Genomic DNA, 20,550 nt, shown 5'->3' with positions numbered 1-20,550 from the left:
CGCGCGCGGTTTCGTTGCGAGCCCTCATCTGCGCCCGTGATGGGCGAGACACGTAGTATGATAAGAAAGTGCCATGGTGATCGGTCGGCGACGATTGCGTTCTGAGGAAACCAGCTACCTGGCGCATTCAACAAAGTTGCGCGGTGCGATGGATCATCTTTCTGATGCAGTTGTTGGGCAAGACGTGAAAAATCTTGTTCCATGAGAGTTCCGTCAGCGTTGTTATGATGCGTGTAGCCCTCCTCTGCGCCGCCCTATTGATTGTTGCCAGTGGTTCCGGCCGTGCCGAACCGCCGCGGTCGGGCATGCTTAATTGCGCGTTCGGCGTCAGCCCCGAGCAGCGTCAGCGGTGCGACGAGGAGGCATTCAGGCAGGTCGAGACCGGCAGCCAATCGACACAGCTTGAAGGCGGATGGCGGCTGGTGAAGAGCAGAGACCCTGACGGCGGCGCCGACGCCGTTTCAGCGATGCATGTTGTCGACAGCGCAAGATCGGATGCGCGGCTCGCAGGTTTGAGCCTGCAATGCGGGAAGAACGGCATTGAAGTCGTGCTTATCGTTCTGGAACCGCTGTCACGATTGACGCGGCCGCACGTGGTCCTGCTAGCAGGAGAAAAGCGTGCGCAATTCGAAGCATCCGTGATCCAGGGCGGTGCGGCTCTATTACTGCCTGCGGACGCGTCGAGGCTTGCGGCCAGCGACTGGCAGGGTGCGACCGACCTTTCGGTCGAAATTGCGACCAAGCCGACCGCGATCCATGGAGCGGTGCCGATCGGCGGATTGCCTACGGCTCTCCATTACTTGTCGCAAAACTGCCATGCTCGATAACCCAGCCGGCGACGGCCTCGTCACGGTTCCCTTGGCTGAACAAGGAGCGGAGCATCCCGCTCGTACAACTTCGCAACTCGATGCTGCATTCCACCGATGGTGCCAAGGACCGGTGATGATGCTGTCTACCCGTCGGGTCACATGCTCGAGAAGCAGCGCGATCGGCGAACCGCGTTGGCGTCGTGTGTCCGCGTATGCGATAGTTGGCGCTCGCCGCCCCTTGTCGCGGTGAACTCCATCCCGCCCCGATCCCAATCCTGCTTTGAAGTCTCACATTTTGTTGATTGCTTCCTACCTTCTGATCGTACTGCTGGCCGCAACTCCGATCTTGGCAATAGCCAATCTTGCTTTCGCACAGCATGCGGGAGCGCTTGTCGCCGCAATCATGCTGGCCATTGCGGCGAGGGGACCGGAGGCTGAAATCGCGTCGACCGCGCCGTTGTTGAAGCGATTTGCGCCCGCGATTCTGATTCCGGTTGTCTGGATGGTACTGCAAACCTTTCCACTGCCTTCATCGCTGGCACATCCGATCTGGTCGGCGACTTCCATCGCACTGAACGACCCATTGCTGCCGGGCCGCATCAGCCTTGATCCCGGCGCGACGCTGCGAAGCCTCTTTCTTTATCTGGCCGACGTGTCGTTGGTGGTGTCGACCGTCATCCTCGCCAAGGATCGCCACAGGGCCGAAACAATCTTGTTCGTGCTGTGCGCGGTAACGACCTTCATGTCGGTCGAGGTCTTGCTCGGCCGGCTCGATCTGCTCGCCGGCATGCTTCCCGACGCAAGCGCGCCCACGAGCTCATTTCCGGCAGCAGCCGCGCTCGCCACGGTGGCCAATGCCGCGCTCGTCGCCCGGGCAATCGAACGGCACTTACACCAGCAGGATATCCGGAATCTGGCCTCCGTTCCGCTGTGGCTTGGGCTTCTTTGCGGCCTGTTCGGAATTGCCGCGGCGGTCGCCGCAATGGCGAGCCTCGCACGAGGCACACTATTGGCGGCAGTTGGCCTGGGATTGACCGTGATCGTTTTCATTGCCGCCACCCGCCGCCTGGGATTTCGCTCCTGGCCATCGGCGATTTTGTTTGTGGTTCTCGTGGCGATCGCCGGCGCCCTCGCCGTGCAGCGCCTTCAGTCCGGTGATTCGGGCCTACTTGGACTCGTCAGCTTCGCCCCGGAAGCGGCGGCACTGGCCGGACGCCTGCTCTCCGATGCACCGCGTCTGGGAATTGGCGTCGGAACATTCGCTCTGGCATCGAGAGCCTATCAGGACTTCGGCGCCGCGGCAGTGGCAGTCCCTCCTTCCTCAGCGGTCTTGATCGCGATCGAGTCGGGGCGACTGGCGCTCGTGATCCTGGCAGGCTTCGCCGCCCAGCTGTTCTTCTTTACCTTTCGCGGCGCCGTCAGACGGGGACGCGATTTCTTCTTCGCGTCGGCCGCAGCCGCCGGCGTCCTGCTTGTATTCTGCGAAAGCTTCCTCGATGCGAGCCTCTTGAGCCCCGCGGTCCGGATTATCGTGGCGGTGACGATCGGACTGGGACTTGCACAATCTGCGGGCCGGACCAGTGGCCTTAAACGCTAGCGAAGCTTCAATGACTTCCGTGAGCAGAATTCGCATCGTTCTGATGGCATTGGCGCTGGCCGTCGGATCTTATGTCATGGTCTCGGCCCTGGCGGAGATGACGGCGCTGGAGCGCGCAGCATTTCCATCGGATGCAACCAAGATAAGCTCGCCCTGGGCTGGAGACGTGCCGTCCCTTCTTGCAGCGCTCTCTCCTTTCGGGTCGGAACTAAGAAACAATCATACCTTGATCGCTGCGTTGCAGGCGATCGAGTCTGGCCGAAAAAAGCCGGCGACCGTTCGATCACCCCAGCACACCGACGCGCTTGGCAGGGTCAAGCAGACTCTGTCGACCTCGCCGTACAGCCCTGAGTTATGGTTGGCTCTGGCGCTCCTGCAGGCTCAACGCGACCCGCACGATCCCGTCGTGTTCGAGGCGTTGAAGATGGGCTATTTGACCGCGCCAACCGATGCGCGATTGATGCCGGTGCGGCTCGACATAGCAGGCCGTTTCGATGCGCTCGCCGACCCGGACATCAAGGACCTCGTACGAAGCGACGTCCGGCTGATCATGACCCGCCGGCCGGAGTTAAAACCAGCGATCGTATCCGCCTATCGGAGGGCATCGGATCGCGGCAAAGCGTTTCTGCAAGACGTGGTTCAATCTATCGATCCGACGTTCGCTCCAACACTGCGTGGCTGAAATCGGGCGCAAAAAAGCCACGAACGCGGAGGTGACCAGCAGCGCATGCGCGCGAGACTTACTGATCCATCTCCGCCACACTTCATCCAATCTTTCCACTCCAAAATATCCGCCTGGTTGTTCATACTGAAGCGAACGTCTAAGGTTGATGGCAATCACGGGAACCTAAGCGATGTCACGATCCTATGTAGACCTTGTTGCGCTCGCCTCGACGCTGATCATTTTCGCCACGCCGGCGTGCGCTGCCGACTATGCGGTCCATCCGCGGCAGGCCCGCTCCGCAGCAACCGTCGTGCAGATCGATCGCGGGCCGAATCCCTACTGCGGTCCGAGATGCGGTTGCCCGGAAGCGGTTTATGTTCGGCATCGCTCGCTCGAGCAGGCCTATTCCTACACTCTCGATCCGCGCACAAAGAGCGAAGAACCCCATTACTACTATGGTCCGAACCGGACTTACGTCCGGTATGTGAACCCGCGCAATCCTGATCTGGTGTTTCAATACTGAGCTAACCCCCGTTTCGACTGCTGGACGGAGGCCAAAAGCGAGGTTGTTCGAACAACCTCTTCGAGCCCCGAGGCTATCAAGGTCGACGACAGGGCAGCTATTTCCGGTTGAGCCGCACCGGCGGGAGGCGGATCGCGACGCGACCGGAAATCACCTCGCTTCACCCCCTGAAATTTTGTGCGACGCAGCGCCGCGCCGTCTTGGTGTCATCTTGCCCGTGCTTCGGCGTGCCTATGCGGGCTCATGGACTTCGATTCGTGAGACGTACCTCGCGGGAGCGCCGTTTCAGAGCTAAGATGTTGCAATACTTTATCGAGACCTCCCACCATCAGATGTCGCCTCCGCTCCGATCGCGTTCGTCCAAGAACAAGCCAAAACTGCCGGATGGTGTACGAATCTATGCGATGACCGACATACATGGTTGCGCACATCTGCTGAGGCAAATGCTGCGGGTCATTGACGCCGACGTCGCGCGCAGCCGCCCGCGCTATGCGATCGAGGTATACCTGGGTGATTACGTCGACCGCGGCCCGGATTCACGATCGACCCTCGATATCCTGATCAACCGCAGCCATCGAGGCAACACGGTCTTCCTGAAGGGAAACCACGAAGTGTTCCTCGGCAACGTCCTGCGCAACCCATCGCTCCTGACCGAGTGGCTCCGCGTCGGTGGGCTGTACACGCTGATGTCCTATGGGCTAGCCCCATCCCCCAGCCCTGACGAAAAGGAGCGGCACGCCTTGGTACGGGAATTGGCGCGCGCGATGCCACGCCAACACCTGGAGTTTCTGAGCAAGCTGCGGCTGACCTTCACCTGTGGAGACTTCTTTTTCGTCCACGCTGGTGTGCGCCCCGGCGTACCGCTCGCCGAACAGCAGGAAGCGGACCTGCTCTGGATCCGCGAGGAATTTCTGCGAAGCCAGCAGAACTTCGGTAAGTACATCGTTCACGGCCACACGCCGGTGCGCACTCCAGAACTGCTGGAAAACCGTGCCAATATCGATACCGGCGCCTATGCGACCGGCAACCTGACATTGATGACGATCCAGGGCAGCAGCATGCTCGCGGTCTGAAGCCAAGGCGCGGCCTCAATAGGCTTCCTGATACATCAGCGCGGCCGCGGTCCGGAGGATGATCCGGATGTCGAGCCAGATGCTCCAGTTGCTCACGTACCAAACGTCGTACTCGACGCGCTTCTCCATCAAGTCGATGGTCGGCGTCTCGCCGCGGAAACCATTGACCTGGGCCCAGCCGGTCAGGCCGGGCTTCATGTGATGGCGGTACACGTACTTGCTGATCACCCGGTCGTAGTAATTGTCATGCGCCAACGCGTGCGGGCGCGGGCCGACCAGCGACATCTCGCCGCGGAGCACGTTCCAGAGTTGCGGCAGCTCGTCGATGCTGGTCTTGCGCAGCACACGCCCGACCCGGGTCACCCGCGAGTCCTGCTTCCTGGCCTGTGTGATCGTGCTGCCGTTCTCGGTCACGGTCATGCTGCGAAACTTCCAGATCTGGAACGGCTTGCCGTTAAAGCCGCGACGCGACTGCCGGAAGATGATGGGCCCCGGCGTATCAAGCTTGACCAGGATCGCGGCCACTGTGATCAGCGGCGCCAGCATCAGCAGCGCAAAGGATGCAAGCCCGATGTCGAGGCAGCGCTTCTGGATCCGCTCGAGCACCGTCAGCGGCGGCCGCTGTATCTCGATGGCGACGGTTCCACTGACGGGCAGGAAGGGCCTCGAGACCAGATCGGCGATCGGGAAATCGGGCAACAGGCGGATCGGTTGCGGAACCATCCGCAGGTGCTGACACAGCTTCTGGAGCATCGGCAGTTCGTTCCAGTCGATCGCCACGAGATATTCATCGACGTCGGCGGCGCGCGATTGCCGGATCACATCAGCGATCTGCAGGTTCCAGGCATTGTCATCCAGATCCGGCGCAGCGTCGAGCACGAAGTGGCACACGACGTCAAAGCCATGCTTGCGGAGATCCTTGAACCGGTTGGAGGTGAAATCCAGCGACCGCAGACTGAGCAGGATGACCTTGCGGTCGATCAGCCGTTCCTTGGCGAAGGCCGACGACAAGCAGTAGCGCCAGATGACGCGGTGCGCGATGAGTCCAGTCGCTCCCAGGACGGTGAACAGAATGATGGTCCCGCGGGACAGATTGGCCGTGGACTTCAGCAGGAAGGCGGCGACCGCGAGTGTGGTGAGCGCAAACAGCCAGATAACCACGACCTTGCGCATCTGCCAAAGTGTATTCAGCAATCTGTGGTTGTCATAAACGCCCTGAAAGTAAGCGGCCATGATAAACACGATGCCTACGATCAATCCGGCACCCAGTGAATTATCGGGATCGGTCGGCAGACTCATGTACTCGCGATAGAGCAGGCCCGCAGCCATGTAGCTCAACACGACGAGCACGAAGTCGCCGGCGATGACGAAAAGCTGAAACGGTCTCTGCAATGAGGTCCCGCGGTTTGACGTCAGTACGCGGAGACCGTCGGAGCCATACGTAGTTGCGGACATCACGAACCTCTTCATTTCAACGGCCGTAGGCCGCACGACGAAAACGAACACATGCATCAAATGAGAACGGAAAAGAGTCGGCCACTGCGAAAAGGTCTTGCATCAAGGCTTGCCAACAAGGTTGGAATTCGCGCGAATTGCTGGGGAAGTTGTTTATCAAACGCAGCGATATTGTGGCACCGCACCAACAAACTCATTCGTTCTCCGCATTGCAAAGTTGTGACGCGCGTCGATCGATCACAGCATGATGCACGATCAATCAATTCGTGATGCGCGATTGCTCACAGGGGCATAGAACTTGCGCGCAGCGCGAGTCGCACAACGAAGATTGATCAACTGCACGGATTGACATCACGCCTTTGACACCTCGGCAAGCAGCAGACATGCGCGCGGCAGCCTTGCAAAAAGATGTGTCGATACTGCTTCTGCGCATGTGGATTGGACCAGCACGCAACCTCCACGTCAGCACAATTTGACTCAAGCCCTTAAACCAATCTTAGACGCCGGCGATTAAGAAGTATGGCGTAAAGGAGAAACAGGGTGTGACCACGCCGGCAGTTTGTAGTGCATTGATTGGACTGGCTTTGGGAATCCGGTTTCGCTTCTTTGTTGTGCTGCCGCTCCTGTTCCTCGGTTCCATCGCACTGACCACGTTGTCGATCGTTCAGAAGTGGCCTCAGGCGCAGGCGCTGTGGTCGACCGTCCTATTCGCCGCTGCTCTTCAGGCGGGATACGTCCTTAGCGCCTTGTTGAAACATACGATCGGCCCCGCGACTGTCGAAGGCGGCACGGCTCCCATAGGGAACCCGAAGCTTCGCTGAGGCCGAAAGCACTTGCGCGCGCCGGTTGTCGGACCATGGCAGAGTCTCGCTCGGCCCTCCTGCTTGAAACCCGCGAATTGATTAGGCACATCGCATATACACCGGCATCCTGCTCAACAGAGCACTACGGCGCGATCTTCTTGCGCTGCGATCGCAAACATGGCCACGGCTTCGTGGCCGTCGTGAGCGGCGAAGTCGTCGATGACCCGAACGAAGAACATTCCTTGAGCACCATCAGCCCCCGGTCGGTCGATACGATACCTGCGTAGCGCAGGCTGTCGTCTTCCAGGCCCCGTTGCGAATTTTTGCCCGCAAGGATTCGTCTGCCCGCAGAACAGCCAAAGCCCACCGAGTCTGGTGGCACCTGATAAGGCAAGCGTCGGGCAAGGTCTCCCCGTCATGCCTCGACGTGCGGGTCCTGCTATCCGGAGGTTATCGTGAAGTCCCTTCCGCGTCGGCATTTCAATTGCGTCATCGGCACCGCGATTGAGCTGCCAGATACGTGGCGGAGTCGCGGCGGCTGGGTGTCGAGAGACGACATTACTATTTCGCAATCGCCGCTTAGACGCGGTTGAAAGAAAATAGCAGCAAGGACACCAAGCAATGAGTCAGAACACTGCCGGCGCAACGCCATTTCCCCTCGGCGTCTTTGTGGGAAACCCGAACTATTTTGATTCGAACGAGGAGGCGAGTTTCGAAGCAAACTTCAGCGCCTTCTCAACGTTGATGAAATCCAAGCCGCAGTTCATCGACCAGTATGGCGATCAGCGCCTGCCCGTCTCGGGTTGGGTTGGCCAATCGAGCTGGAATGCCGCCTCGATGGCGCAGTCGCCAGTGCTTAAAGGTGTTACACCGGTGATCGGCTTGCCGATGACCTCGACGGCGTCAGGCTCGGGAACCCCTGATCAGTTCTACAAGGACTTCGCGGCCGGGAAATACGATTCCGTTCTGCAGGGCATGGTCAAGGCCTGGGCCGACAATGGCTTCACGACACAGATCTGGCGACCCGGTTGGGAGATGAACATCGACACCATGCCGTCCTATGCCGGCAATGACGCCGCGACACGCGCCGATTGGGTCAAGGCCTTCCAGCACATCTCCACGGTCTTGCACGCCGCGGGCCAGGCCAATGGCGTGGATGTCAAGGTGGCGTGGAATCCGAGTGTCGTGAATTACAGCAACGCCAGCAACGTTATCAAGACGGCTTACCCCGGGAACCAGTATGTCGATATCATCGCCGCCGACGTCTACGGCGATGTCTTCCCCTACGGTACGCCGACACACCTGTATGACTGGGACAAGAGCGGGCAAGTCCTCAACTCATCTCACCCTGTCTACGATTCAAGCGTCCAGCAATGGGCGACGGATCCGGTCAACCTCCAGCACTACTACACCTACCCGGCCTCCAACCAATGGTCACTCGATGGCAGCGCGGGCCATGCGACCACGCTGCAGCAGCTGATCGATCTCGCCAAATCGGCAGGCAAGCCATTCGCAATTGCCGAGACCGGCGCCGGCAATACGCACGACGGTGCGGGTCTCACCGACAATCCGACCTTCGTAAAGTGGCTCGCCGACACGCTGCATCAATCGGGCGTCAACGTCAGCTTCGTGAATGCCTGGGATTCGAACTCCGGCGGACAATATCGCTTCACCAGTTCCGCCGACCACAAGCCGCTCGAGGCTGCGGCATGGGCCAAGTATTTCGGCGACCCACCTACAGCCACATCGGCATCTGCATCCGCGTCTACACCTGTAACGACCACGTCATCGCACACGCCGGTCCTGACCATCGCGGATCCCACACTGTCGGTGCACGGGAAGGGCGGCACGGTCGATCTGGGAGTCAAGGTGGCAACGACCGATCCCAACGATGTCGTGACCGCGAGCATTACGGGCTTGCCGCAGTACGAGACGATCACGGACAAGCTCGATGGCAAGACGTTCAACGGAAACAACGTCACCTTGACCGCCGAGCAGGTCGACAGCGGGTTGACGCTGACATCGAACTACACGCGCGGGGGTGATCCGGCCTCGACACTCACGCTAACCGCCATCGCAAAAGACCCGGTCTCCGGCGCGGTGATAAAAGGTGCGCCACACACCATCACGGTGACGGATCCCCCACCAGCGACCGCGCCGGCTCCGACGTCACCGCCGAAAGCCACGGTGGCGAATTCTTCGGCCACCACAGGCCAAGATCCCGGGTGGCTAAGTCAGCATCAGGACTCGATCGCGAATGGTGGGACGACCACGACCGGCAGGAGCACCGGGACCGGGGGGCTTGCAAGCCAGCGGTCTGCTTCTGCTCTGCTTAGCGAGATCAGAGACCTGGTCGCCAACAGCGGCGTTGCGAACTCTGGGTCGGGGGCGATGACCGTGGCGGATGATCCGCGTGAGGGCGGCTCGCCAGCGTCGTGCCTGGCAAGCCACAGCTTTGCGCTCCTGAGCCAGTCTCTGGCCGGTCAAACCGGTCGGGTCGATCCCGGTCAGGTCGTGACAGCCGGGTCGAATAGCCCCACTTGGGTACAGGACTCGTTCCTGACCAGACCGCAGAAACCTTGATCCGCTTCCGCACCCGCGCGATCCACGCGGTCGCCCGGGTGCGGCACCATCCGTGAAAACTTTCGTCGAAAGTGATCGAGAGGTCTGGCGCCCCGTCGGAGTCGGCGGTGACGTGTCGAGGCGACGTCGCAATCTCACGTTTGCTGCCGACTTGAATGAAACGAAACACGGCAAGATAAAGCAGCAAGGGGTAGCAAGCCCTGGCTCAGAGCACGCCAGCGGAGCGCCGGATCGTAATAATCGTTGAGATTGTCGATTACTATCACTGGCTTACCCTCGCCCAGCAGACGTCGCGCGAGGTGAAAGCCGACAAAGCCCGCGCAACCCGTAACTAGCAAACTGACCACAATCCGCTTCCCATCAACTGCCGACGGTCTCGGGGTGAAATCTCAAAGCCCCGAAAACTTCCGTGAACCGAACGCCATTCCTACCGAAATTGCGGCGGCGATCAGGCACGACGGCAGCAGCCAGTCGGCGGAAAATTGGATCATATTGGGGTCGAACGCGCCGTCGCGCCGTGACCAGCGGCGATCACAACCTTGTGGTCCGGAAAGCGGCCCAGCGCCGCCGCCTTCATGAACTTGAAGTGGGCGATTTCGGCCGCCAGCTCCTTGAGACGGCGCTGTCCGTTGGAGATCTCGGCGTTGAGCAGGTCCTGACGGTGGTTGTCGAGTGCGCGGCCCTATTCCGGAATTCGCTCCCTGTCGCGGATCAGGTAGTCAAGCAGATCGAATACCTGCGGCGCGACGGAGACGACGTCCGCCCCGCGATGCAGCTCGCGCTGGCCGGTGTCGAAAGCGTACTCTCTCGAAGAGATAGCGCAAGATGCGAATCTCCTTGGACGAGAGCCCCGACAATCAGGCTTTGGCCTCGCTGGAAATCGCAAGGATAAGCTGCCGGTGAGCACAATGTAAGCGGCCGATCAACCGTGCCCACCGATCTCGCGGCACCCTCGCGCCGGTGGAAAGAGGAGCAACTACCGCTTGACGTGAAAATCAAACCACTCGCCGAGACGGTTTTTGCCCGCACCTTCATCGATATCCTTCAAAAATGCCCAAAGCCGTCTGACTTCGCCAACCGAGCGCCACCGGCCAGGCGTGTCCTCGGCAAACGGACCGGACGAGCCCAAAGGAAATTTTCGGCCCTGGAAAGACCGCACACCCAAAGTTCGCTTAATCGCTGCCCTTAACGCCTTCTTGGGAAAACCCGAGAGCAAGCCATCAATTCTCATCAGCGATGGAGTCGGCTGAGCGCGCGTCACCTGGCTAATTACCTTGAAGTACCGATATCCCAACGAGTCGAGCAGGTCGAGATCCAAACCACCATCCTTGTGTGACATTTCGATCGACAAGTAAGGAGGCACGGTATCCCCGGTCAAACCTCTCACGCAGCACCGATCATTACCCTCAATATCCACCTTGCAATAAAACGGAACTCCAAACTCTTCAACTATCGCCGAGAATTTTCTGGTTGGTATTTGCACGGCGCGATGAGGCGTCCCGTCGCGCGACGCGACACTCTTGCTGAAAGATGACCACTCAGTGACGTCTGACATCCAAAATTCAGCTGTGCCATCGTCATCCGCCACTCCAACCTCCAATAGAGTGTAGCGACCTTCTCGTATTTCCGGCTCGAACTTTTCCCTTAGCCTTTCAGCCAAGACCGGGCTCGCCTCTATGCCGAGCACCCTGAATCCCCGCCAGAGATAATAGGCGGAGTCGGCTCCGTCATTTACGCCTACATCGTATATCAGATCGTTAGTAGCCACTTTTCGCTCCTGCCTGCAGGTGTGTTTTTGGCGATGAGCGCATCGCTGAGGTCAGCGAAATATCGCTCGGCTCTGCTCTTGTCATCGCGACCTCTCACAACCGTTGATCGTACTCAAGGCAATATTGGCGCAGTGGCCTTTTTGGGGCGGGAGCTGTCGATGCCGCAGAGAGCGAGTTTGGTTAGGTCCACCCGGCCGCCGCGTTGACGGCAGATCATTGACTGAATTTTTTGGTTGCCCGCAACGCCGCCGAACGGCCCAAACCGTGCTTCGGACAGGAGCTTATCCAAGGGCTTTGACTGAAGCCGATATCGACGATGTGGCGAATGGCGGCCCGTTTGCTGGGATAGCTGCGTGAGGCGCATGACAATCGGCTGTGTTCGGTTCTCCTCAACGCCTTGCTTCCACAAACAATGTTGCTCGCGGAGCGTGGATACGATGCGGACTGGGAACTTGCCCGCCGGCAAGGCACGTGGCCAAACATTTAACCGAAACGCAATCGCAAAGACCCGATCTGCTTCAGCCCTTATCTTTTCGCTCGCGCGTCACTGCCGATTGCAAATCGGCCTGCGTCGAAGCTTTCGGAACTGATGGGCGGACCACAGCGGCCGCCGCGGGATGGCCTCGAAGCGAGCGCGAACTCGGCCGGAATACGAAAGACCGTTCGCTGGCATCTCGCGAAAAAGGCTTGGTGGCAATCCACCCTGCAATCCGGCTACGTAGTCAAACGCCCGCGGGCCTGCGATTCCAACGTCGCAGACTGTCCAAGGCCTCGTAGGCCCCGCCGCCATTTCGGTCCCACGTGGTGCGCATCGAGGCACAGCCACCCAAAATCCGAAGCAAGCTTCGCTGTTCGAATTTGCACGCATGGCCTCATGCGCGTGCACAAAAACAGCCATCATGCAGACGCACTTGAAGTTCCGGTTGCAATCGCTGCGGCGAGAGAACGAACAAACCTTAACTTTGACATGTTCATCGCATCACTGGGAGACAGACGCGCTCGTTGCAGAGATGGTCTTTGACAGGAAGATGATGCCTTACAATTTGGCACAGCGAATTTTGGTGACTGGCGGCTCTGGATTTCTTGGCTCACACCTCTGCGAGCGCCTGCTGGCAAACGGTGCGGAGGTCCTTTGCGTGGACAATTTTTTCACCGGCACGCGGGGTAATGTCGAACATCTTCTCGACCATCATCGCTTCGAACTCCTGCGCCATGATGTAACATTCCCGCTCTACGTTGAGGTCGATCAGATATACAATCTCGCCTGTCCGGCCTCGCCTGTGCATTATCAGCACGACCCGGTTCAGACGACCAAGACCAGCGTGATCGGCGCGATCAACATGCTCGGGCTGGCCAAGCGACTCAAAGTAAGCATCCTGCAGGCCTCAACCTCTGAAGTTTATGGTGATCCCACGGTCCATCCTCAAACTGAGGATTATTGGGGCAATGTAAACCCGATCGGGCTCCGCTCTTGCTACGATGAAGGCAAACGCTGCGCTGAAACTCTGTTCTTCGATTATCGACGGCAACACCGGCTAGCCGTTAAGGTCGCGCGCATTTTCAACACTTATGGCCCGCGCATGCATCCCAACGACGGGCGCGTGATCTCGAATTTCATCGTTCAGGCGCTACGTGGGCACGACATTACGATTTACGGCGATGGCTTGCAGAGCCGGGCGTTCTGCTACGTAGACGATCTGATCGATGGCTTGATACGCTTGATGCAGTCATCTGACGACGTGACTGGCCCCTTGAATTTAGGCAATCCCCATGAAGTCACGATGCGTGAGCTCGCGGAACTGACTATCGAATTGACCGGTTCTCACTCGAAAATCGTTCACCGCCCGCTTCCGCACGACGACCCGCGACAACGCCAGCCTGAAATTTCACACGCCAATGCGATGCTTGGGTGGGCGCCGCAGGTTTCGCTTCGGCAAGGTCTCGCACGCACGATCGCGTATTTTGAGGGTGTGTTCACGAGTTCTGCGCGCGAACCGTCTCTCAGTTACGCTGCCAATTCGGACGCACGAAGGCTGGAGCGTGCGGTTTCAGGATCGCAACAAGTTTAGCTGATCGACCGGGCGCACTGAGGGCCGATGTGTCCCACTTCCATATGGAAGAGCTCGGACTAGGCACCAGCGCGCTGAGGCCTTCGCCGGAATCGCGCCGCCTTGCGCGAGCGCGCCGCTGCGCCAGCGACGGCTGCATGGTTATGACTGCACCGAAAGATCAAATCTATTTTCTACAACGCAGCGTCGCAGTGCATAGCTTCTCACAGCGACGTCATACGCTTGACATCCAACCGAGCGCGCGCCGATTTTCGCGTCATTTTTGTAAATCATCACACGCGTATTTGAATGATTGTTCAACTCTATCGCTTCAACCGTTGTTAGTTCGCCGCCGTTAACACTCAGGGCCAGTTCGGGGAGTTGGTGGCGTGAGTACCGTCGTTGTTTTCAGTCTGTTGATCGGATCGCTGCTGGGGGGCCGATTCCGAATCTTCATCCTGCCTCCGGCAATCGTCCTCGGTGCTGCGATCCTCGGTGTGATCTCCGCCTGGCAGGGAAACAGTTCAGCTCACAGCGTTGTTATTATCGTTGTCTTTGCGGCGATGCTTCAGCTTGGCTATCTCTGCGGCGCGCTTCTGGTCCGCGTTCGCGCGTCGGCTTATCGCGGCAAGGCCGCACCGTCATTCGACAGCCGAGGCTTCGGCTAGCGCGACGGTCGGCGATTCGCCGCAGCGGACGGCTGATCCGTCTGGCGCACAAGTGAGCCTCGCCCTGCATGCGTGGGGAAAAAAGCGGCTCGTTGTGACCCGATTTCGCCGATAACATATTGACATCTCGGGCGAAGCACTCTGAAAGAGTCAGACTTCATGCTCACCTCTGCGACCCAAAGCTCGCCCCGGCCGAGATTGCCAAACGGCGTCCGCATATATGCGCTCAGCGATATCCACGGCTGTGCGCATCTGCTCGAGCAGATGTTCGCGGTGATCGACGCGGATATGTCGAACAGCCGGCCGTATCGTGCGATCGAGGTCTTTCTCGGCGACTATATCGATCGCGGACCGGATTCCCGCCGCACCCTCGATCTCCTGATCCGGCGCAGCCGCCGTCGCAACACGGTTTTTCTCAAGGGCAATCACGAAGCCTATTTCACCTCGGTGCTGGACGATCCCTCGCGCGTCAGCGACTGGTTCGGATTCGGCGGACTTCAGACCATGATGTCATACGGGCTCTCGGCCTCACCCGATCTCAGCAAGGACCAGCAGTCCGATCTCGTGCGCGAGCTCGCCTCGGCAATGCCACCGCAGCACATAGCGTTTCTGCGCCAGTTGCGGCCGACGTTCACCTGCGGCGACTTCTTCTTCGTTCATGCGGGGGTTCGTCCGGGGGTCCCCCTGTCCGAGCAGCGTGAATCGGACCTGCTATGGATCAGGGACGAATTTCTCCAGAGCAAGAAGCGCTTCGGCAAATATGTCGTGCATGGCCACACGCCGGTGCGCCAGGCCGAGCTGCTCGAAAATCGGGCCAACATCGATACCGGGGCCTATGCAACCGGCAATCTGACCCTGCTGTCGATCCAGGGTAACAGCATGCTCGCGATCTAGGCGCCGCATTTCCTCGCAGCGAGTCGCCGAGGCGCTGCGCCCGCCGTCAATTGGTGCTGCCGCTCGGAGGCCGATACTCCGGAAAGCGACTGAGCATCGCCGCCTTCAGGAATTTGAAATGGGCGATCGAGGCCGTGAGTTCCTTGAGCCTGCGCTGCCCGTTCAGGATCTCCTTGTCGAACAGATCGTGGTGGTGGCTGTCCAGCGGCTCGCGCTCGAGATATTCATCGTCGCCATTGCCGAAGGTCACGGCCGCCCGCGCCAGCACGTCTTCAACCCTTCGGTTCAGGCCCGACTGCTCCAGCTCAGCCGCATGCAGAGCGCTCTCGATCGCCAGCATGATGGCTTCGATGCGCGTCCGATCGGTCTCGGCATCGCGCTCGGGAGATCGGGCGCGGAACGCCTGTTCTCCCCGGAAGCGGTCTCTGAGGAAGCTCTGGGTGCGTGCCCGCAAGAACAGCTGGAACATGGCTTGCACTTTCCGGTTGAAGCGCCAGACCGGAAAATGGGTCCGCGATGGTTAATAAAGGTTAAAGCCTCGCGGCCGTTCGGCGCGACTTTGTGCCATCCAGGCCTTCCAGGCCCCCTCATGCTTCTCATACAGTTCCAGCCAGCGCCGCTCGCCGGCCGCCTGCCACGGAGCGTCGCCGTCGCGCGCGACCGGCCTGCCCGCCTGCCCCGGGAGCTGTTCGCTGTCGAGCCGCTCGAACTCGAAGGTTTCCTCGGGCGTCAGACCTATCAGGACGCGGCGCCCGCCGGCGTCGATGAAATATCGCCGCGGAGCATTATTCCCCAAACTCGTCATGGCGCCACCCTGCCGCAGGTCGGTTGTAATTCGTCAGAATGCACGCCGCATCCGCGCCAGTGACGGATTCGGGCGGGACACCGCGGGACCAAAGGGCCGATAGACCAGGTGACGCTCCCTGCGCCGGCGAGATCGCCACGCGCGCGTCGCATAGCCTGCGACGAAGCCGGCGAAGATCGAGACGATGGTCGGCAATAGCGTCATTCGGAATTCTTTCCAGTTACGGAACGCCCTTATCCTTCTGATGCGGCATTCTCGGCTTCGAGTTGTGTCGACATCATGATGTGCTCCGCTGATTTTCTTGTCAGGCTCGAGAAATCTTGGGCAGCATCGTGCTCGCAAAGTGATCGTTCGCTCGCGCGTCAACCGAGGAACCAGAGGAACAATCGCACCAGCAGCAGCGTGACGAAGTACACCCAGCCCGCCATTGCAATCAGCGCAACGCCGAAAAACGCACCTTCGAAAGCCCGCCCCCTGAATTTCGTGAGAGGGAGTGCCGCTCGCGCTCTTTGAAGCATTTTGGTTTTCTGATTGGCTGGTGTCGTCTACGCGATCATAGCCGAGCGAATTCGACGATCTCGTGACGGCTTCCTTGAGAGCAGCGCGGATCCGCTCGACGAGATCACCACTGAACGCATGTGTCGCGATTGGATCAATACTCGATCGAAGTTGTTGCGTGATCGCAACGCGATGATTCGATCGGCGTCGACTGCTGTTGCCACGCGCGACGACGACGCAAGTCTCCCCACCGTCAAATCCACGCGGAGCATTCGCTACGCATGGCCGAAGGTTGGCGCAAGGCGCGAGTCTTCAATCGCCGCTTCTGAATTTCCTCAAGCGAAGCCATCTGGGCCGAAACCGGCGCTGCGGCAGCGATCGCAAAGACTGGCCGCTGGCTCCGCGGCACCCCGGATGGGCGGAGCATTCTCATTCGTGGAAATCGGCACGCGGATCGGTCTCGGCCGGTCAAAAACTCCGTGCTTATACGGTGCGCTGCGCGACGATTTCATCGCGGTAAGGTTGAGCGGTTAGCTTAATCCGCGGTGTTTGTTGCGAAGTCTCGTCAATTGCCTATCCATTCTCGCACCGGGCTTCCCCAAGGCCTGGTCCCACCCAAGCAAAGCCGTCGAGCGCAGGGTTCGCTTGGCGGCTTTGTCGTTGTGTCGATGCGAGAGGATCATTTCCGTTATGGCGCGCAAGCCCTGGTCGTTCAAGGAAGACCGCCGGCTCATGGAGCTGGCCAAGTCTTCGACGTCGCTGGAAGAGGCGGCGAAGCTGCTCGGGCGATCGCCCGACGCGATCAAGCGCATGGCCTTGCGTCTCGGCCTGACGCTGAAGTCAAAGAGCCCCAAGAAGGGTTAACGGGACGCGCGCTGATCTTCTGCGGTGTGAAAGAGGGTCAGGGTTACCTCGTCGCCGCCCCTGCCCTTCGAAATTCAGCGAAATGATCGCCTCGCGCCGCGCGACGAGGACGGCCGCAACTCCAGACGACGATGCTACGCTGGTGGCTTGACTGGTCTTGTCAGAATCCATCGCCTTCGCCCGCAGGCGATGTGAAAGACCTTAACGATGTTCTCGTGTTTCGAAGCGGCGTCCGCCTCGGCCGGCTATGATGCCGCGATGCGTCGAAACCATCTCATCGCAGCCGTGGCCATCTGCCTTGCGCTCATCATCTACGCCACGCTTGCCAGGCTCGCGGGCAGGCCTGCCCTTGCGGGCCACGCCGAAGCGTATTGGATCGTCGTCATCGAGCGCTTCGGCGCCTACTGCGTGCTGGGATTTCTGTTGTCCTTCCTGCTGCCCGGACGCTTCATGCTGGCCAGCACACTCGTCGTGGCCGTTGCCGCCGGGCTCGAGGTGATGCAAGCACTCATACCCGACCGTGATCCGCGGATCATCGACGTATTTCAAAAAGCGGCGGGCGGCACAGTTGGCATCATACTGGCTCAGACCATCCTGGCCTTCCTGCCTAGACCATCGTCCTAGAGCGGCCGAGACGAGCTGCGTCCGTGACGACGACAGCGGGCCGGCTGGGAGATCCGCGGTCCGCGCATCGCAAAGAAGGCGACGATGACCCGGTCGAGGACGCCCGTTGCGAGACGACGTTCGCAGGACAACGATCTAGACGGTGCCGCGCCGTTCATATGCCGCTTCGAGCGCCAACGGCTCGGCCATCCGCCGATGCGTCTCGCGCAAGGCAGCGATCGCTCCGTCGAGATCGGGTTCGGCCTCGCGGACGGTCGCGAAGAATTGCATCATCAGTGTATGGTTCAGCTTGACGCGCGTCGCGCCATCGCGGCTCCTGCGGCGATCAAGCGACAGATGCTTCGCGTACTCTCGCGCCTCCATTGCGTCGCATCCACACAACGTTCCAAGCTCGTCATATGTCATCCAGATCTGAGGCATGTTCTCGACCACCCATTTTTTTGTGCCTCAGACTTAGACCTCCATCTCTAAAGGCTTTGTTGGTGCGCCGCAGATCAGCTCACCTTCGCGCCAACAGCGTCAACACGAGGCTAAGATGGGCACAGCTAGGATGCCGGTGTCCTGGGAGGCATGGAGGGTTGGCGCGGACGCGACCGGCTGTCGCCCCCCCTCGGCAGCTTGTCTGCGTTGAGCTTCACGACGGCGCCTCTCGCCTCGGCCACCGGTGCATCTTCCTGGCTGTAGATCAACGTCGCCTCGAACTGCACGTCGGGCGCTTCCCTGGCCGTTCCGAAGCAGGTCGCCATCGCGCCCTTACACTCGCCTGAGAGATTAACCTCGACCTCATCCGGCCCGAACACCGTCGGGGGACCTTCGGTATGTCGCCGCGTGGTCAGGACGGCTGTGAAGCGGTTCTCATCGACGAGATACGAACCGCCATAAGTGAAGAAGCTGTCACTGCCCGAGATCCGCCCGTCGGTCAGATGCACGATGCCGGTGCCCTGGCCGCGCGCCGTCCTGAACCAGGCAGCATATTTGCCGTCTCTCAGCATGAAAAACTTCCGCCGTGAAATCGGCTGGTATTTGCGACCAACTCTGGGGCGCGACAATGACCGATCCGGCGGCTATTCCGCGACGGTTAACGCCCCGCAAAGCCAAAACTTCAAATTGACCCCTACGTTGCGGGCAGCAAAATCAAAACAATTCTATGCCGTCATCTGCAGAGGCGAGTGCCTCGAGCCGTGCGGCCGCCGCGGTCGACGCCAGCCCAAGCCCTTGCAGGAATTCGCGATGTACGTCCCGCTCGCGCTCCATCGTGTAGCGGGCGAAGAGATCGTCGAGCATCGCCTCGTCATGCCCCTGCGGCCTCGGCCGCTGCGCGCCCGCGCTCTCGGTCTCGAGGCGCGAAGCAACCGCAGGCAATGCCGCGGAGCCCTCCCCGAGCGTGCTCATCAACTCCTTCGCTGAATTCATCAGGCCTTCGAACTCGGCACCTTCATCGACCAGCCGGCTCATCAGCTTGCCCAGCCGCTCATTGCCGGCCTCGACTTCGCGCAGCGCCTGCAGGATCTGCGGCTCGAGCTTGGCGAGCTGCGCGGGATCGCCCTGCACGCGAAGGTCCTTTAGATCATTGGCCGAGCGCTCGATGCCGTCGAGCACCGGCCTCAAGCGCGATGCGCCGGCCGAGACCTGGTCGGCGGTCGCCTTGAGTTCGTTGGCGATGACGACAAAGGCACTGCCTCTGCTGCCGAGATGGCTGGCCTTGAGGCCGGCGTTCATGCCGATCAGCGTGATGTCGACCGTGGCCTCGGCCAGCCCGGCGATCGCCTGGCGGAATTTTGCCAGCGTGTCCTCAACGATCGCCAGCGCCTCGTCGACCGAGCGGCCGGCGTTCTCGCAGGTGGCGATCAAGGTCGAGGCCTGCGCGAGCGTATGTTTGATGCGCACCAGGAACGATGAGGAGCCGTCGTCCTCCGCACCGAACAGCGCGCGGCCATGGCCGACAACGCCGCCCGCATCACTCAGGATCGCCGACAGCGCGCGAACGATCTGGCCGATGTCGCCGCCGAACTCGCGTTGTGTGTCCCTGAGCTGGGCCGCCTGCAGCTGGCAGACGGCGCGCGCGCCATCGCCACACTCTTCCGCATCGGGCACGAGGCCCGGCGCCCGCTCCAGTCCTGAAACCAGACGCAAACCATGGGTGACGTGCTCCAGACGCTGACGCGTGCTGTCGCCGGCCTGAAGCGAAATGATCGAGCTGCCGACCGCCTCGGCGATCTTCCTCGTGCTGGTGCCCGCAAGCTCGGCGAGATGACTGCTCTTGCTGCGCTGGTCGCGCAATCCGGAATAGGCCGAGGCGAGCTCGGCACTTCCGGACGCCAGCTGCTCACGGTAGCGGCCCTCGAATTCCTTCTGCCGGGTAGATGCGGTCGCAACTGCGTCCGACAGGCGCTGCTGATCCCGCGCGCAGCCTTCGATCGCGTGCTGCACGGCCTTGCCGAGATCGTAGGCCTCCTGAGTGAAGGCGAGGAAGCCTTCGCGATCGCCGTCGAGCGACGCCGCTTCGATCCGCGCGCTGCGCGCGATGATCGTGATCATCTGGATGTGCTTGAACAACGGCTTGAGCTGCGAAGACGCCTCCGTCGTGCGCTCGCCGATCGTCGCCAGCAAGGCGCTCTCCGCCGGCAGCGCCTGCGCCAGCTCGTTCAGCCGTGCGGCGATCTCCTGCAGCGCGGTCGCCGCGCCCTCGATCTCGGATCCGGACAGTTCCCCGGACAGCGTCGCGAGGCCCTGGTTAAGCTCCTTGAAGATGATATGGCCGCGTCCAAGTTGGTGACCGACACGGGCGAAGACGTCCTCGATGCGCGACGAGACATCCTCGATCGCGACGATCGTATCGTGAAGCGTGTTGGCCGGGACGGTGGACATCGCGT

The 20,550-nt window shown here is 60.4% G+C and carries 21 protein-coding genes and 3 pseudogenes; 14 read left to right on the top strand and 10 right to left on the bottom strand.

Annotated elements, in window-relative coordinates:
• The first annotated feature begins 194 nt into the window (after window positions 1-194).
• The 5 genes from AXW67_RS17515 to AXW67_RS17495 all read left to right on the top strand — a co-directional run bounded on the left by AXW67_RS17515 (window position 195) and on the right by AXW67_RS17495 (window position 4,666).
• Window positions 195-827: a hypothetical protein gene (locus AXW67_RS17515; protein ID WP_145927679.1), complete on the top strand. Its 633-nt coding sequence runs from the start codon at window positions 195-197 to the stop codon at window positions 825-827.
• Between the two features lie 262 nt (window positions 828-1,089).
• A complete protein-coding gene (locus AXW67_RS17510) occupies window positions 1,090-2,406 on the top strand; it encodes a hypothetical protein (protein WP_145927678.1) in 1,317 nt (438 codons plus the stop codon).
• A 10-nt stretch (window positions 2,407-2,416) separates the two neighbouring features.
• The gene (locus AXW67_RS17505) at window positions 2,417-3,088 is read left to right on the top strand and encodes a hypothetical protein (protein WP_027552872.1); all 672 of its coding nucleotides are present in this window, start codon (window positions 2,417-2,419) and stop codon (window positions 3,086-3,088) included.
• A 172-nt stretch (window positions 3,089-3,260) separates the two neighbouring features.
• Window positions 3,261-3,593, top strand: a complete 333-nt coding sequence (locus AXW67_RS17500; protein WP_027552871.1) for a hypothetical protein — start codon at window positions 3,261-3,263, stop codon at window positions 3,591-3,593.
• A gap of 404 nt (window positions 3,594-3,997) precedes the next feature.
• On the top strand, window positions 3,998-4,666 hold the full coding sequence (locus AXW67_RS17495; RefSeq protein ID WP_245315591.1) for a metallophosphoesterase: 669 nt from the start codon (window positions 3,998-4,000) through the stop codon (window positions 4,664-4,666).
• 15 nt (window positions 4,667-4,681) lie between these two features.
• On the opposite strand, the gene AXW67_RS17490 is transcribed toward AXW67_RS17495, so the two are convergent.
• On the bottom strand, window positions 4,682-6,121 hold the full coding sequence (locus AXW67_RS17490) for an undecaprenyl-phosphate glucose phosphotransferase (protein ID WP_063678908.1): 1,440 nt from the start codon (window positions 6,119-6,121) through the stop codon (window positions 4,682-4,684).
• Between the two features lie 542 nt (window positions 6,122-6,663).
• Here AXW67_RS17490 and AXW67_RS17485 point away from each other — a divergent pair.
• Together AXW67_RS17485 and AXW67_RS17480 are read left to right on the top strand one after the other, a co-directional pair.
• Window positions 6,664-6,942 (top strand): hypothetical protein, encoded by a 279-nt coding sequence (locus tag AXW67_RS17485; RefSeq protein WP_145927677.1) that lies wholly within the window; start codon window positions 6,664-6,666, stop codon window positions 6,940-6,942.
• Window positions 6,943-7,545: 603 nt separating this feature from the next.
• Entirely contained in the window at window positions 7,546-9,507 is a 1,962-nt protein-coding gene (locus tag AXW67_RS17480) for a glycoside hydrolase family 26 protein (protein WP_063678868.1), read from the top strand.
• A 158-nt stretch (window positions 9,508-9,665) separates the two neighbouring features.
• On the opposite strand, the pseudogene AXW67_RS44125 reads toward AXW67_RS17480, so the two are convergent.
• From AXW67_RS44125 to AXW67_RS17470, 3 genes and pseudogenes are all read right to left on the bottom strand, one after another.
• A pseudogene (locus AXW67_RS44125) lies at window positions 9,666-9,857 on the bottom strand (NAD-dependent epimerase/dehydratase family protein); the annotation flags it as partial.
• A 137-nt stretch (window positions 9,858-9,994) separates the two neighbouring features.
• A pseudogene (locus AXW67_RS44120) lies at window positions 9,995-10,183 on the bottom strand (hypothetical protein); the annotation flags it as partial.
• 300 nt (window positions 10,184-10,483) lie between these two features.
• Entirely contained in the window at window positions 10,484-11,275 is a 792-nt protein-coding gene (locus AXW67_RS17470) for an FkbM family methyltransferase (protein ID WP_063678866.1), read from the bottom strand.
• A gap of 356 nt (window positions 11,276-11,631) precedes the next feature.
• On the opposite strand from AXW67_RS17470, the pseudogene AXW67_RS44115 reads away from it, so the two are divergent.
• The 4 genes and pseudogenes from AXW67_RS44115 to AXW67_RS17455 all read left to right on the top strand — a co-directional run.
• Window positions 11,632-11,760 (top strand): annotated as a pseudogene (locus tag AXW67_RS44115) (IS5/IS1182 family transposase); the annotation flags it as partial.
• A 547-nt stretch (window positions 11,761-12,307) separates the two neighbouring features.
• Window positions 12,308-13,345, top strand: coding sequence for a UDP-glucuronic acid decarboxylase family protein (locus tag AXW67_RS17465; protein WP_082907941.1), 1,038 nt, complete (start codon window positions 12,308-12,310; stop codon window positions 13,343-13,345).
• A gap of 368 nt (window positions 13,346-13,713) precedes the next feature.
• On the top strand, window positions 13,714-13,992 hold the full coding sequence (locus tag AXW67_RS17460; RefSeq protein WP_063678865.1) for a hypothetical protein: 279 nt from the start codon (window positions 13,714-13,716) through the stop codon (window positions 13,990-13,992).
• Between the two features lie 159 nt (window positions 13,993-14,151).
• Complete coding sequence (locus tag AXW67_RS17455; protein ID WP_063678864.1) at window positions 14,152-14,886, top strand: metallophosphoesterase family protein; 735 nt, start codon at window positions 14,152-14,154, stop codon at window positions 14,884-14,886.
• 46 nt (window positions 14,887-14,932) lie between these two features.
• On the opposite strand, the gene AXW67_RS17450 is transcribed toward AXW67_RS17455, so the two are convergent.
• Genes AXW67_RS17450 through AXW67_RS42755 form a run of 3 tightly spaced genes read right to left on the bottom strand, consistent with a single transcriptional unit; the run spans window position 14,933 to window position 15,895 of the window.
• Complete coding sequence (locus AXW67_RS17450) at window positions 14,933-15,355, bottom strand: hypothetical protein (RefSeq protein ID WP_027552862.1); 423 nt, start codon at window positions 15,353-15,355, stop codon at window positions 14,933-14,935.
• 51 nt (window positions 15,356-15,406) lie between these two features.
• Window positions 15,407-15,691 carry a hypothetical protein gene (locus AXW67_RS17445; RefSeq protein WP_063678863.1) on the bottom strand — a complete coding sequence of 95 codons (285 nt, stop codon included), beginning with the start codon at window positions 15,689-15,691 and terminating at the stop codon, window positions 15,407-15,409.
• Between the two features lie 33 nt (window positions 15,692-15,724).
• Window positions 15,725-15,895: a hypothetical protein gene (locus AXW67_RS42755; protein ID WP_156918039.1), complete on the bottom strand. Its 171-nt coding sequence runs from the start codon at window positions 15,893-15,895 to the stop codon at window positions 15,725-15,727.
• A gap of 327 nt (window positions 15,896-16,222) precedes the next feature.
• Here AXW67_RS42755 and AXW67_RS41960 point away from each other — a divergent pair, with 327 nt between their 5' ends.
• The 3 genes from AXW67_RS41960 to AXW67_RS17440 all read left to right on the top strand — a co-directional run bounded on the left by AXW67_RS41960 (window position 16,223) and on the right by AXW67_RS17440 (window position 17,677).
• A complete protein-coding gene (locus AXW67_RS41960; protein ID WP_145927676.1) occupies window positions 16,223-16,723 on the top strand; it encodes a hypothetical protein in 501 nt (166 codons plus the stop codon).
• 156 nt (window positions 16,724-16,879) lie between these two features.
• Window positions 16,880-17,053, top strand: a complete 174-nt coding sequence (locus AXW67_RS43195; RefSeq protein WP_198024728.1) for a hypothetical protein — start codon at window positions 16,880-16,882, stop codon at window positions 17,051-17,053.
• 258 nt (window positions 17,054-17,311) lie between these two features.
• Window positions 17,312-17,677, top strand: coding sequence for a VanZ family protein (locus tag AXW67_RS17440; protein ID WP_063678907.1), 366 nt, complete (start codon window positions 17,312-17,314; stop codon window positions 17,675-17,677).
• 135 nt (window positions 17,678-17,812) lie between these two features.
• Here AXW67_RS17440 and AXW67_RS17435 read toward each other — a convergent pair whose 3' ends face one another.
• The 3 genes from AXW67_RS17435 to AXW67_RS17425 all read right to left on the bottom strand — a co-directional run bounded on the left by AXW67_RS17435 (window position 17,813) and on the right by AXW67_RS17425 (window position 20,545).
• Window positions 17,813-18,040 carry a hypothetical protein gene (locus AXW67_RS17435; RefSeq protein ID WP_245315590.1) on the bottom strand — a complete coding sequence of 76 codons (228 nt, stop codon included), beginning with the start codon at window positions 18,038-18,040 and terminating at the stop codon, window positions 17,813-17,815.
• 182 nt (window positions 18,041-18,222) lie between these two features.
• A complete protein-coding gene (locus AXW67_RS17430) occupies window positions 18,223-18,669 on the bottom strand; it encodes a hypothetical protein (protein WP_027552858.1) in 447 nt (148 codons plus the stop codon).
• A gap of 142 nt (window positions 18,670-18,811) precedes the next feature.
• The gene (locus AXW67_RS17425; protein WP_063678862.1) at window positions 18,812-20,545 is read right to left on the bottom strand and encodes a hypothetical protein; all 1,734 of its coding nucleotides are present in this window, start codon (window positions 20,543-20,545) and stop codon (window positions 18,812-18,814) included.
• Between the last annotated feature and the right edge of the window lie 5 nt (window positions 20,546-20,550).

The organism is Bradyrhizobium neotropicale (genome assembly GCF_001641695.1).
GTDB lineage: Bacteria > Pseudomonadota > Alphaproteobacteria > Rhizobiales > Xanthobacteraceae > Bradyrhizobium > Bradyrhizobium neotropicale.
Note: the sequence above shows the minus strand (reverse complement) of the source record. Positions and strands in the feature narration are given on the sequence as shown.

What these genes read in the sequence shown, in the direction of transcription:
- AXW67_RS17505 (WP_027552872.1), top strand. Translation starts at nt 2,417, where the DNA reads ATGACTTCCGTGAGCAGAATTCGCATCGTTCTGATGGCATTGGCGCTG.
- AXW67_RS17500 (WP_027552871.1), top strand. Translation starts at nt 3,261, where the DNA reads ATGTCACGATCCTATGTAGACCTTGTTGCGCTCGCCTCGACGCTGATC.
- AXW67_RS17495 (WP_245315591.1), top strand. Translation starts at nt 3,998, where the DNA reads ATGACCGACATACATGGTTGCGCACATCTGCTGAGGCAAATGCTGCGG.
- AXW67_RS17490 (WP_063678908.1), bottom strand. Translation starts at nt 6,121, where the DNA reads ATGTCCGCAACTACGTATGGCTCCGACGGTCTCCGCGTACTGACGTCA.
- AXW67_RS17480 (WP_063678868.1), top strand. Translation starts at nt 7,546, where the DNA reads ATGAGTCAGAACACTGCCGGCGCAACGCCATTTCCCCTCGGCGTCTTT.
- AXW67_RS17465 (WP_082907941.1), top strand. Translation starts at nt 12,308, where the DNA reads ATGCCTTACAATTTGGCACAGCGAATTTTGGTGACTGGCGGCTCTGGA.
- AXW67_RS17455 (WP_063678864.1), top strand. Translation starts at nt 14,152, where the DNA reads ATGCTCACCTCTGCGACCCAAAGCTCGCCCCGGCCGAGATTGCCAAAC.
- AXW67_RS17450 (WP_027552862.1), bottom strand. Translation starts at nt 15,355, where the DNA reads ATGTTCCAGCTGTTCTTGCGGGCACGCACCCAGAGCTTCCTCAGAGAC.
- AXW67_RS17445 (WP_063678863.1), bottom strand. Translation starts at nt 15,691, where the DNA reads ATGACGAGTTTGGGGAATAATGCTCCGCGGCGATATTTCATCGACGCC.
- AXW67_RS42755 (WP_156918039.1), bottom strand. Translation starts at nt 15,895, where the DNA reads ATGACGCTATTGCCGACCATCGTCTCGATCTTCGCCGGCTTCGTCGCA.
- AXW67_RS43195 (WP_198024728.1), top strand. Translation starts at nt 16,880, where the DNA reads ATGGCGCGCAAGCCCTGGTCGTTCAAGGAAGACCGCCGGCTCATGGAG.
- AXW67_RS17440 (WP_063678907.1), top strand. Translation starts at nt 17,312, where the DNA reads ATGCGTCGAAACCATCTCATCGCAGCCGTGGCCATCTGCCTTGCGCTC.
- AXW67_RS17435 (WP_245315590.1), bottom strand. Translation starts at nt 18,040, where the DNA reads ATGGAGGCGCGAGAGTACGCGAAGCATCTGTCGCTTGATCGCCGCAGG.
- AXW67_RS17430 (WP_027552858.1), bottom strand. Translation starts at nt 18,669, where the DNA reads ATGCTGAGAGACGGCAAATATGCTGCCTGGTTCAGGACGGCGCGCGGC.
- AXW67_RS17425 (WP_063678862.1), bottom strand. Translation starts at nt 20,545, where the DNA reads ATGTCCACCGTCCCGGCCAACACGCTTCACGATACGATCGTCGCGATC.